The sequence below is a fragment of the Rubrivivax rivuli genome (assembly GCF_004016505.1).
Taxonomy (GTDB): domain Bacteria; phylum Pseudomonadota; class Gammaproteobacteria; order Burkholderiales; family Burkholderiaceae_C; genus Rubrivivax; species Rubrivivax rivuli.
Genome location: NZ_SACR01000005.1, coordinates 293,219 through 305,195, shown reverse-complemented (window position 1 = coordinate 305,195; position 11,977 = coordinate 293,219). Strand labels below are relative to the sequence as shown.

11 protein-coding genes are annotated in these 11,977 nt (G+C 73.6%); all 11 read left to right on the top strand.

Features of this window, described 5'->3' with window-relative positions; all coding sequences use genetic code 11:
* The first annotated feature begins 33 nt into the window (after positions 1 to 33).
* Entirely contained in the window at positions 34 to 405 is a 372-nt protein-coding gene (locus tag EOE66_RS22405) for a type II secretion system protein (protein WP_128229980.1), read from the top strand.
* An 8-nt stretch (positions 406 to 413) separates the two neighbouring features.
* On the top strand, positions 414 to 866 hold the full coding sequence (locus tag EOE66_RS22400; protein WP_128229979.1) for a pilus assembly FimT family protein: 453 nt from the start codon (positions 414 to 416) through the stop codon (positions 864 to 866).
* 82 nt (positions 867 to 948) lie between these two features.
* A complete protein-coding gene (locus EOE66_RS17345) occupies positions 949 to 1,563 on the top strand; it encodes a type IV pilus modification PilV family protein (RefSeq protein ID WP_128229978.1) in 615 nt (204 codons plus the stop codon).
* Positions 1,541 to 2,413, top strand: coding sequence for a PulJ/GspJ family protein (locus tag EOE66_RS17340; RefSeq protein WP_128229977.1), 873 nt, complete (start codon positions 1,541 to 1,543; stop codon positions 2,411 to 2,413). Before EOE66_RS17345 ends, EOE66_RS17340 begins: the two co-directional genes overlap by 23 nt.
* A 9-nt stretch (positions 2,414 to 2,422) precedes the next feature.
* Complete coding sequence (locus tag EOE66_RS17335) at positions 2,423 to 2,854, top strand: agglutinin biogenesis protein MshP (protein WP_205702730.1); 432 nt, start codon at positions 2,423 to 2,425, stop codon at positions 2,852 to 2,854.
* Positions 2,851 to 7,050: a DUF6701 domain-containing protein gene (locus tag EOE66_RS17330; protein ID WP_128229976.1), complete on the top strand. Its 4,200-nt coding sequence runs from the start codon at positions 2,851 to 2,853 to the stop codon at positions 7,048 to 7,050. Before EOE66_RS17335 ends, EOE66_RS17330 begins: the two co-directional genes overlap by 4 nt.
* Positions 7,047 to 8,075, top strand: a complete 1,029-nt coding sequence (locus tag EOE66_RS21850) for a hypothetical protein (protein WP_164885145.1) — start codon at positions 7,047 to 7,049, stop codon at positions 8,073 to 8,075. Before EOE66_RS17330 ends, EOE66_RS21850 begins: the two co-directional genes overlap by 4 nt.
* Positions 8,076 to 8,113: 38 nt before the next feature.
* Positions 8,114 to 8,770: a PilN domain-containing protein gene (locus tag EOE66_RS21845; RefSeq protein ID WP_164885144.1), complete on the top strand. Its 657-nt coding sequence runs from the start codon at positions 8,114 to 8,116 to the stop codon at positions 8,768 to 8,770.
* Positions 8,767 to 9,465: a hypothetical protein gene (locus EOE66_RS17320; RefSeq protein ID WP_128229974.1), complete on the top strand. Its 699-nt coding sequence runs from the start codon at positions 8,767 to 8,769 to the stop codon at positions 9,463 to 9,465. Before EOE66_RS21845 ends, EOE66_RS17320 begins: the two co-directional genes overlap by 4 nt.
* Before the next feature lie 14 nt (positions 9,466 to 9,479).
* The gene (locus EOE66_RS17315; RefSeq protein WP_128229973.1) at positions 9,480 to 9,977 is read left to right on the top strand and encodes a hypothetical protein; all 498 of its coding nucleotides are present in this window, start codon (positions 9,480 to 9,482) and stop codon (positions 9,975 to 9,977) included.
* Complete coding sequence (locus EOE66_RS17310; RefSeq protein ID WP_128229972.1) at positions 9,977 to 11,821, top strand: pilus (MSHA type) biogenesis protein MshL; 1,845 nt, start codon at positions 9,977 to 9,979, stop codon at positions 11,819 to 11,821. The genes EOE66_RS17315 and EOE66_RS17310 overlap by 1 nt, the downstream gene beginning before the upstream one ends.
* The last annotated feature ends 156 nt before the right edge of the window (positions 11,822 to 11,977 follow it).

Here is an 11,977-nt window from a genome sequence, read left to right as displayed (position 1 = left end):
AACCCTGTCTGCCTATCCACCTTTGAGGACACCATGCAAAGACGTCAAGCGGGCTTCACGCTCATCGAACTGGTGATGGTCATCGTGATCATCGGTGTGCTGGCGGCCGTGGCGCTGCCCAAGTTCTACAACCTGAACACCGAGGCCAACGCGGCCGCCACGCAAGGCGTGGCCGGCGCGCTGAGCTCGGCGGCGGCCACCAACTACGCGGCGCGCAAGGCCAACTCGGCCAACGGCACGGCCGTGGACAACTGCAACGACGCCGCAGCCCTGCTGCAAGGCGGCGTGCTGCCGGCCGGCTACAGCATCGCCGCCGCGGCCGTCACGGCCGAGAACAACGCCACCTGCGTGCTCACCGGCCCGGGTTCGGCCTCGGCCCCCTTCACCATCATCGGCATCAACTGAGCCCGGCCATGGGCGGCCGCCGCCAGCACGCCGGCTTCACGCTGGTGGAGCTGGTGATGGTCATCCTGGTCGTCGGCGCGCTGGCCGTGGTGGCGCTGCCCCGCCTGCTGGACCTGGGCGCCTGGCGCCTGCAGGCCTACGGCGATGAACTGGCCAGCGAGATGGCCGCCATGCAGCGCCTGGCGCTGCAGCAGCGCCGGCCCATCGTGGCCACGATCAACACCACCGGCGTGGTCTTCGCCTACGCCAGCGGCGGCACCTTGCGCAGCCTGGCCTGCCCGGCCACGGCCAGCCCCTGCCTGGCCGAAAGCGGCCCGCGCAGCATCACCTTCAACAGCGGCAACAGCGGCCGCGCCGTCAGCAGCAGCGGCGCCGCACTGCCGGTGACCGTGTCGCACGGCGGCAGCAGCCGCGGCTTCGTGATCGAACACGAAACAGGCCTGTTTCGCCCCGCTCCTTGAGCCTTTGCCCGGGGCCGGGCCTGCCTAGGATCGTGCACGCCGCTCGATCATCTCTCACGAGCGGCGGCGTCTTGTGGCCGACATGCTCACACCACCCCCGCTGAACACCGCTGCTGTCCAGGCTGCCCGCTGCGCCGAACGCGCCGCGGTACGGGCGCGCACGCGCGGGCTCACGCTCATCGAGCTGCTGATGTTCATCGTGGTGGTCAGCGCGGCGCTGGCCGGGCTGCTGCGCGTCTTCATGCAAAGCAGCGCCAGCAGTGCCGACCCCCTGCTGCGCCGCCAGGCGCTGGCCATCGCGGAATCGCTGCTGGAAGAGGTGACGCTGATGCCCTACACCTGGTGCGACGGCGACGACGCCAACGTCAGCACCACCAGCAGCGCCAGCGGCTGCGCGGGCGCCGCCGACGCCATCGGCCCCGAGGCGGGCGAAAGCCGCACCGGCGTGCCCAGCTTCGACAACGTCAACGACTACAACGGCCTGGCGATGAACGGCATCACCGACATCAGCGGCAGCGCCGTAGCAGGGCTGGCGGGCTACAGCGCCAATGTCAGCGTGGCGGCGGCGGCGCTGAACGACATCACCAGCGGCAGCGGCGACGCGCTGCGCATCACCGTCACCGTGAACGCGCCGGGCGGCGTGAGCGTGGTGCTCGACGGCTACCGGACACGCCATGCGCCGAACGCCTCGCTTTGACGCCCTGCGCCCGCGCAGCCTGCGGCGCTGCAGCGGCTTCACGCTCATCGAGGCGGTGATGGTCATCGCGCTCACCGGCGGGCTGGCCGCGGTGGTGGCGCAGTTCATCGTGCCGCCGGTGCGGGCCTACCTGGCCGTGAAGGCGCGCGGCGAGCTCGTGGACAACGCCGACCTCGCGCTGCGCCGCATCGGCCGCGACCTGCGCGGCGCGCTGCCCAACAGCGTGCGCGTCTCGGCCGACGGGCAGACGCTGGAGCTCATCCCCACCACCGCTGCCGCGCGCTACGCCACCGAGGGCAGCGGCGCGCTGAGCTTCGGCGAGGTGGACACCAGCTTCGGCATCGTGGGCCCGCCCTTGCAGATGAACGCGGCACAGCAGCTCGTCTTCTACAACCTCGGGCCCGGGGTGGACGGCGCCGATGCCTATGCCACCAACGACAGCGCGCTGACGCAGGCCGGTGCCAACCGCCGACTGGCCACCAATGCCGCCGGTGCGGCCAGCACCGTGACGATCAGCTCGCTGGCCGGGCTGCCCGTGGGCAACTTCGCGCCGCCCTACCGCGTGTACGCGGTGGACAGCCCCGTGAGCTACCGCTGCGACCTCGGCAGCGGCCGCCTCGTGCGCCACCAGGGCTACGGCTTCCAGGCCAGCCAGCCGCTGCCGCCCAGCGGTGGCAGCAGCGCGGTGCTGGCCACTGGCGTGAGTGCCTGCCAATTCAGCCACGACGGCACGGTGGTGGCCGCCCGCGCGGCGCTGGTCAGCCTGCGCCTGGCACTGTCTACCCTCACTTCGGCGGGTAGCGAAACCGTGACGCTGCACCACGCGGTGCACGTCTCGAACCTGCCCTGAGGGCACGCCATGGCTCGCGGCTTCACGCTCGTCTCGGTGGTCTTCATCCTCGTGGTGCTGACGGCGCTGGGCGCGGCCCTGGCCACGATGAGCCAGCGCCAGCACCTGGGCTCGGCCGGCGAGCTGGACGCCGCGCGCGCGCTGCAGGCGGCACGCGCCGGCCTGGAGTGGGCCGCCTTCCAGGTGCTGCGCAACCCGGCACCGCCGGCCGCGGCGCCAGCCTGCCCGGCCACCACCAGCTTCGTGCCGGCGGGGCTGGGCGGCCTCACCGTCACCGTGCGCTGCACGCTCAGCACGGCCAGCGACGGCGCCACCGCCCTGAGCTTCTACGACATGGTGGCCAACGCCTGCAACGCGCCGACGGCCGGCAACTGCCCGACCACGGCCACGCCCCCGGCCGGCTACGTGGAACGCCAGCTCAGCTGGCGCCTGGTGCGATGAAACACGGGTTGCGCGCCGGCTGGCTGCGGGGTCTGGCGGGCTTGCTGATGCTGGCCTCGGGGCCGGTGCTGGCCGCGAACTACAGCTTTCCCGGGGCGCTGCCCCCGGGTTGCACGGCCAGCGGCAGCAACTACACCTGCAGCGGCAACCTGGCCCTGGGCTTCGGCGACACCGTCACGATCGGCGGCACCAGGCCGGCGCGCATCACCATCAACGGCAACCTCAGCACCAGCAACGCGCAGATCAACGTCGGCGGCACGGCCAACGACCTGCTGGTGGTCGTCAACGGCACGGTGACGCTGGGCTACCAGGCGCAGATCAAGGCCCATGCCATCGCCAACGCCTTCAACGGCACCGATGCGACCGAGGTGCAGATCACCGGCTCGCTCACCGCGCTCACCGGCGACATCACCCTGGCCTACCGCACGGTGATCAACGGCTCCTTGCGCACCGTGGCCGGGCAGGTGAGCACCGGCACCGAAGTCACCATCAACGGGTCCATCACCAGCAACACCGGGGCGGTGTCGCTGGCCTACCAGACACAGGTCACCGGCGACATCACCACCGCCGGCAGCGTGACCGCGGCCGACGCGGTGGTGCTGGGCGGCCGCGTCAACGGCGCCGCCGGCAACCTGAGCCTGGGCTACGGCAGCAGCGTGCAAGGGGCCGTCACCAGCACCAGCGGCAGCATCGCGCTGGGCGGCACGGCGGAGGCAGCGGCCTGCGTGCGCAGCACCAACTCGGCAGCCATCACGCTGGGCTACGAAAGCGTGGTGCAAAGCGTGTGCTGCGGCGCCACCTGCGGCACGGCCTGCGTCACCAACAACAGCAGCTATGCCATGCCCGCAGCCTGCAGCGCCGGCATCGTGCACATCGGCAGCGCCAGCAGCATCAACGGCAGCGCCACGAGCGACATCCTCACGCTCACGCGCCCGGGCAGCGTGGCCGCGGGCGACCTGATGATCGCCTGGGTGTCGCAGCGCACCAGCGACCTGCCGCTGGACACCCAGGTCAGGAGCGTGCCCGCCGGCTGGACGGTGGTGCTGACGCGCGACAACACCAGCAGCTTCGGCACCACGGTCTACTACAAGGTGGCGGGGGCTTCGGAGGCCAGCAGCTACAGCTGGCGCTTCGACCGCAATGGCCGTGGCGCGGGCGGCCTCATGGTCTTCCGTGGCGTGGACAGCAGCACACCACTGGAAGCCCACAGCGGCCAGCTCAACGCCGCCAGCGCCAACCACGCCACCCCCAGCCTCACCACGACCAGCGCCAACGCCATGCTGGTGGCGCTGTTCGCGGTGCCCAGTGGCGAGATCCCCATCGCCACGCCCAGCGGCCTGTCGCCAGCCCCCGGCGGCCAGAGCGGTGGCGGCACCGACGGCATCTCCGTCGGCATGGCCTTCGGCCTGCAGGCCAGCGCGGGCAGCACCGGCAGCAAGACCTCCAGCGGCAACGTCTCGCTGCAGAGCGTGGGCGTGCTGCTGGCCCTGAAGCCCGCGCCCGCCTCTGTGCCCGTGACGCTGCCGCTCTACCTGCGCGCCACCGGCGTGCCCGACAGCAGCCTCAGCGGCACCGCCCCCACCGCCACCACGCTGGCCAACCACGACGCGGGGCGCGACAACTTCGCGGGCCTCTTGCTGTCCAAGGGCGGCATCGGTGCCGCCGAGACCGACACCACGAAGTACCAGCGCTGGCTCAGCGCCACGGGCGGCATCACGCTGAACAGCGCACTGGAACTGCGCCTGTGGACGGCGATGAAGGACTTCAACACCGCCAAGGGCGGGCGCCTGAACGCCTACCTGCGCTCGTGCAGCAGCACGGGCACGGATTGCCAGTCTTTCGCGAGCAGCTCGATCAGCGTCAGCCCCTGGGCCGGTGGCAGCAGCACCTGGGTGCAGCGCACGCTGAACTTCGGCACGCCGAACACCACGCTGGCCAGCGACCGTCGGCTGGAACTGAAGATCGTGGTGGACAGCAACAGCGAAGACGACATGTGGCTGGCCTATGACAGCACCGGCCAGGCCAGCGTGCTGGGCCCGCCGGTCGCGCCTGCCGTGCACCACTACCAGGTGGTGCTGCCTGCCAGCAGCGTGAGCTGCGCCGCCAGCACCGTCACCGTGACGGCCTGCGCCGACGCGAGCAGCCCCTGCACCAACGCCGCCACGGGCCTGGCCGGGCAGACGGCCACCCTGGCCACCAGCGCCGGCACGCTGGCCAGCACGGCCTTGAGCTTCAACAGCGCGGGCGTGGCCAGCACCACGCTCAGCCACCCCGGCGCGAGCAACGGCGCCAGTGTCAGCGTCACGCTCTCGGCCGAGAGCACGGCCGCCAGCAACCCCCGCCAGTGCTGCCCCGATGGTGCCAGCTGCAGCAACGCCAACAGCTGCGCCACCACCTTCAGCACCGCCGGCTTCCTGTTCGCCGCCACGGCGGGCGGCGCCAGCACCACGCTGCCGGCGCAGACCGCCGGCACGGCGTCGGCCACCTACTTCCTGCGCGCGGTGCGCACCGGCACCAGCACCCAGGCCTGCGAAGCCGCACTCACCGGCGCGCAGAGCGTGGACTGGGGCTACGAGTGCCTGAACCCCGGCACCTGCGCCACCAGCAACCTGCTGCAGGTCAACGGCGGCACGGCCACCACGGTGGCACGCAACAACAGCGGCAGCAGCAGCAGCCGCACCGCCGTGGCGATGACCTTCGACAGCGCCGGCAACGCGCCCTTCACCTTCACGCACGCCGATGTGGGCCAGCTGCGCCTGCATGCCAGCCGGGCCGTGGGCGGCGCCACGCTCAGCGGCAGCAGCAACAGCCTGGTCGTGAAGCCGGCGCGCTTTGCGCTGAGCAACATCCGCCAGACGGCCAGCCCCAACACCGCCAACCCGGGCGCCAGCAACGCCAGCGGCGCACGTTTCATCGCCGCCGGCGAGGCCTTCAGCGCCACCGTCACCGCACAGACCAGCGCCGGCGCCACCGCGCCCAGCTTCGGCCGCGAGAGCCCGGCCGAGGGCGTGACGCTCAGCGCCACGCTGGTGCAACCCGGCGGCGGCACGCCGGGCACGCTGAGCAACGCCACGGTCGCAGGCGCCAGCTTCAGCAGCGGGGTGGCCACCGCCACCACGCTGGCCTACAGCGAGGTGGGCATCGTCACGCTCACGCCCGCGGTGGCCGACGGCGACTACCTCGGCGCCGGCGCGGTCAGCGGCACCGCCAGCGGCAACGTGGGGCGCTTCGTGCCGGCGCGCTTCGCGGTCAGCGGCGGCGGCGTCACGCACCGCAGCGGGCTGGCCTGCAGCCCGGCCTCGGCCTTCAGCTACCTGGGCGAGAACTTCCGCCTGGCGGCCACGCTGACGGCACAGAACAGCAGCGGCGGCACCACCACCAACTACACCGGCAGCTACGCCAAGTTCGACGCCACCAGCGCCAGCGCCTGGAACCTGGCCGGCGTGAGCGGCAGCACCGCCTTCAACACCGGCAACGGCCGCCTGGCGCTGGGCACGGCCAGCGGCACCTGGACGGCTGGCGTGCTGACGGCCACGCTCACCGCCCAGGTCACGCGTGCCAGCAGCCCCGACGGGCCGCACGCCGCGCGCTTCGGCATCGCCCCGAGCGACAGCGACGGCGTGGCCACCGCGGGCCTGGATCTCGCCACCACCTCGCCCTTCAGCAGCAACGACCGCGCCGAGCTCGCCACCGTGGCGCTGCGCCACGGCCGCCTGCGCCTGAGCAGCCACATCGGCCCGGCCGACCGCGTGCTGGCCCTGCCCCTGGCCGCGCAGCACTGGGACGGCAGCGCCTGGGCGCCCAACACGCTGGACAGCTGCACCGCGGTGCCCGTGGCCGCGCTGAGCTTCGGCGGCCTGAGCGGCACGCTGACCACCGCCGACACCGCCGCGGCCGGCGGCGCCAGCAGCGTCACGCTCAACCAGGGCCGCGGCCAGCTGCGCCTGGCCGCCCCCACGGGCGGCCGCCGCGGCAGCTACAGCGTGGCCATCAGCCTGGGCAGCAGCGCCACCGACGCCTCGTGCCTGCAGCCCTGGGCCCCCGGCAGCGGCGACAGCGCCAGCGCGGGCGCCCAGCTCGCGCACCTGCGCGGGGCCTGGTGCGGCAGCGCCACCGACAAGGACCCCGCCGCGCGCGCCAGCTTCGGCCGCGCCAGCGGGGCCGAGCACCTCGTCTACCGTCAGGAGAACCCATGAGACGCTGGCCCTGGCAACGCGCGGCCGCACAGCGCGGCACGCTGGCCTGCACGGTCGATGGCGACACCCTGGCCTGGGTGCATGCCGAAGGCGCACCCGGCAAGCCAGGCCGCGTGCTTGGCGCCGGCCTCGCCACCTTGACGGCCGACGGCGACCCCGGTCCGCTGCGCGGCCGGCCGGCGGCCACGCTGATCGCCGTGATGCCCCTGAACGCCAGCCAGCTGCTGCAGGTGGAGGCCCCGGCCGTGCCCCCTGAAGAGCTGCGCGCCGCCGCCCGCTGGCGCATCAAGGACCTGGTGGAAGGCGCGCTGGACGACTACACCATCGACGTCATGCCCGTGGGCAGCGGCCCGGCCCGCGGCGCCAAGGCGCTGTTCGTGGCGGCCGCTCGCAACGCCGCGGTGCGGCGCACCACCGAGTGGGCACAGGAGGCCGACCTGCCCCTGGCCGTGGTGGATGTGGCCGAGACCACGCAGCGCAACCTGCAGACCGCCGCGGCCGCCGCCGAAGGCCTGACCGGCCGCGCCACCGCAGCCCTGCTGCGCCACGGCACGCAATGCCTGCTGACGCTGTGCGTGGACGGCGATCTCTTCGAGGCGCGCCGCCTTGCCGCCGAGTTGCTGGACGACACCGCGGCCGGCCTCGGCGGCGGCAGCGGCCCCTTGGTGGACGACCCCGCAGCGCCGCTGCCGGCCGACTGGGACTACGTCGACTACGGCGCCGTGCCGGATGCCGGCGCGACGGTGCAGACGCACGAGCGCCTGCTCGGCGAGCTGCAGCGCTCCTTCGACGTCTGGGAACGCAGCCACCCCACCCAGCCGCTGGCCGCGCTGTGGCTGGCCACCGGCCCGGGCACCGAGGCGCTGTGCCAGGCGCTCGCGCCGGCCCTGGGCCTGCGCGTGCTGCCGTTGCAGCCCGAGACCCTGCTGCCCGGCCTGGCCGCGGCCGCGCCCGATGCCGAGTTGCAGACGAGCCTGCTGCCGCTGCTGGGCGCGCTGCTGCGCGACGACAGCCCGACCGCCTGACGCCTGCCACCGCCGCCCCACCCACCGCCCACCCTGCCATGCCGCACCAGGTCAACCTCTACAGCCCCATCCTGCTGGCGCCGCGCCGGCACTTCTCGGCCGCGGCCATGGCCCGCGCGCTGGCCGTGCTGGTGCTGGGAGTGGGCGCGCTGTGCGCCTGGCTGATGCTGCGCAGCGAACAGCAGCGCGCCGAACTGCAGGCCAGCGAGGCCTTCACCCGCACCGAGAGCCAGCGCCTGAACACGCTGCTGGCCGGCCGCCGGGTGTTGCCGCAGGACGGCGCCGCGCTGCAGCAGGAACTGGCGCGCGAAGAAGCGCTGCTTGCGCAAGCCCGCCTGGAACACGAGGCTGCGCAACGCGGCCGGGTTCGCGAAGGACGCAGCCCGGCCGCGCTGCTGCAGCTGCTGGCGCGCACCGTGCCCGCACCGGTGTGGCTGAGCTCGGTGCACATCGATGACGGCGCCCTGCGCTTCAGCGGCCACACCCTGCAACCCGAGGCCCTGCGCCCCTGGCTCGCCCAGCTGGGCGCGCACCCGCTCACCGCCCCGCAGCAGCTGGGCGTGGCGCGCGTCGAGAAGCAGGCTGCGGCACCGGCCGGCAGCGGCGCGGCCGCGGGCGCCGAGCGCTGGCAGTTCAGCGTGACCCCGGCGCAGGGCACCAGCGCCGAACCGGCGCGCACCGAGGGAAGGCCATGAAGCAGCACCTGCAGGCCCTGGCACGCCGCATCGACGCGCTGTCGCTGCGCGAGCGGGTCTTTCTGTTCCTGTCGGCCGCCATCGTGGTGGTGGCGGTGGCCGACACGCTGGTGATCTCGCCGCAGCTCGCCCTGCAGCGCGAGCGCGCTGCGCTGCTCGGAAGGCAGAACGCCGAACTCGCGCAGCTGCGCGCGCAGCTGGCCAGCGCCACCGCGCCGGCAGGGGCGGACAGCCCCGTCGCGCGCCTGCAGGCGGCCGTGCAGGCGGCGCACCAAGAGCGCCTGCGGCTGGCCGCGCAAGCCCACAGCCCGGCGGCTTCCGGCGCGCGCAGCGCCCAGGCCAGCCCACCGCCGGCACGCCTGGCCGACCTGCTGCCCCGGGTGCTGCGCCGCCACGAGGGGCTGAGCCTCGTGCGCCTGGCCGTTGCGCCCGCCGACACGGGCCCTGCAGCACCGCAGGCCGGCACCGCGCTGCCGCGCCCCGACGTGCAGGCCGTGGACCTCGTGCTCGCCGGCCCCTACCTGGCGCTGGCGGCCTACCTGGCCGAGATCGAAGCCACGCTGCCGGGCCTGCGCTGGGGCCCGGTGCGGCTGGAGGGCAGCGGCGAAGCCGAAGCCGAAGCCCAGGCCGGCAAAGCGGGCCCGAAGCTCGCCACGCTGACCCTGCAGCTCTGGCTGCCCAGCGAAGTGCGCTGACCGGAGCAACCACGATGCAAGCCCCCCTTGTCCAGCGCCGCCGCCCCGTTCCAGCCGCCCTCTTTCTGGCGCTGGCTGGCGCTCTGGCCGGCCCGGCCGGCCCGGCCGTGGCCCAGCGCGACCCTCTGCAGCCACCGCCCGAGGCCCGCGCCACGGCGTCCGACGCCACACCGGGTGCCAGCGCCAACGCCGGCACGCCGGCCAGCCCGCGCCAGCTGATGAGCGTGGACGGCCGCCGCTACGTCGTCTTCGGCACGCGCCGCCACGGCGTGGGTGAGCTGCTCGGCAGCGCCCGCATCGAACGCATCGACGACAGCGCTGTGTGGGTGCGCGAAGGCGGCACGCTGACGCGACTGCCCGTGCACGGACCCGTGCGCCGCGTGCCCGCGATCGAAGACGCGGCCAGTGCCGCTGCAGCGTCGGCCTCGGCCGCCCCTGCCCCGCAACGCCCCGGCCGCGAACGCCCGCGCGCTGCCCCCAATTCCCGCCCCGCCCCCCGAGGTGCCCCGTGATGAAGCCCCACCGCCCCACCCTGGCCCGACCGGCCCGCTTGCTGACGGGCCTGCCCGCCAGCCTGTGCGCCGCCCTGGCCCTGAGCGGCTGCGCCCTGCCGCCGCTGCTGCGCCACGGCCCCGCCGTGCAGGACGTGCGCGCCGAGCTGCTGGCACAGCGCCAGGCCGCCACCCCCGCGCGGCCCACCGCGCCGGCGGCTGCCGCCCCGGCCACGGCACCGGCGGCCTCGGCAGCGCCCGCCCCTGCACGGCCGGCGGCCAACGTGCCCGCCGCGCCGCCCGAACCGCGCTTCGACCTCATCGTCAACGGCGCCAACGCCCGCGACGTGTTCCTGTCGATGGTGGCGGAAACGCGCTACAGCATGCTGATGCACCCCGACGTGGCGGGCACGCTCTCGGTCACGCTGCGCGGCGTGACGCTGCGCGAGGCGCTGGAGTCCATCCGCGAGGTCTACGGCTACGACCACCGCATCGACGGCCGGCGCATCACCATCTACCCGCCTTCACTGCAGACGCGCATCTTCAGCGTGAACTACCTGCAGACGCGCCGCCAGGGCCGCAGCGAGGTGCGCGTCAGCGGCAGCGGCGCGCCGGCCCAGAACAACAACGGCAACGGCAGCAACAACGGCAACAACACCACGGGCCCTGCGCAGGTGAACACGCTGGGCGACAGCAGCCAGATCACCACCACGAGCCAGAACGACATCTGGAGCGAGACGGCCGAGGCGCTGCGCCTGCTGCTGGGCAAGGGCGAGGGCCGGCAGGTCATCGTGAGCCCGCAGGCCAGCACCATCGCCGTGCGCGCCATGCCCGACGAACTGCGCCACGTGGAGCAGTTCCTGCGCGCCTCGCGCCTGGCGGTGGAACGCCAGGTGATGCTGGAGGCCAAGATCGTGGAGGTGGAACTGCGCGAGGGCTTCCAGAGCGGCATCGACTGGTCGGTGCTGGGCTCGCGCGGCACCGGCGGCCAGACCAGCGGCTACGCCGGCAACCCGCTGCTGGGCAATGGCAACGGCCTGCCCACGCTGGAGCAGGCCGCCGCGGCGGTGCTGCTGGACAGCGTTTCGCTGCCGGCCGCCGCCGGCGGCACGCTGGGCCTGAGCCTGGCCACCAAGGGCTTCCAGGCGGTGCTGGGCTTCCTGGAGAGCCAGGGCGAGCTGCAGATCCTCTCCAGCCCGCGCGTGGCCACGCTGAACAACCAGAAGGCGGTGCTGAAGGTGGGCGTGGACGAGTACTTCGTCACCAACGTCTCCGGCGGCAGCGTCACCAACAGCGGCGGCAGCAATGGCGGCACCACCACGCTGCCGGCGCTGACGCTCACGCCCTTCTTCAGCGGCATCGCGCTGGACGTGACGCCGCAGATCGACGAGGCCAACACCATCACGCTGCACATCCGGCCCTCGGTGACCTCGGTGACCGAGCGCACCAAGCAGATCGACCTGGGCACCATCGGCAACTACCGGCTGCCGCTGGCCAGCAGCACCGTCAACGAGACCGACACCGTGGTGCGCGTGACCGACGGCAACATCGTCGCCATCGGCGGGCTGATGTCGGCCGAGAGCCGCCGCAGCAGCTCGGGCCTGCCCGGCGCCAGCAGCAACGCCGTGGGCCGCGTGGTGGCCAGCAACCGCGGCGACAGCGCGCGCAAGAAGGAGCTGGTGGTGCTGATCAAGCCCACCATCATCCGCAGCGAAGACGACTGGCAGCGCGCCAATGCCGGCGCCCTGGGCACGGCCGACGAGGTGGAAGGCCCGCGCCGCGTGATCACGCTGGGGCCGACCACGGGCCGCGCCGTGGCCGCGGTGCCGCCGCTGTCGTCCATTCCGCGCGAGATGCGGCGCTGAAGGCTCGACCGTGCCCGCCGGCCGCCAGCGCGAGCCGGCCAGCGCTGCGCATGGGGTGCAGGCCTGTCGGGATTCGTTACAAGCCTCCCCCGCACGGAGGGTGCTGCCGCCGCATCTCCCTGATGCACAAGGCTTTTCGGCAAGTGGCCCGAGGTT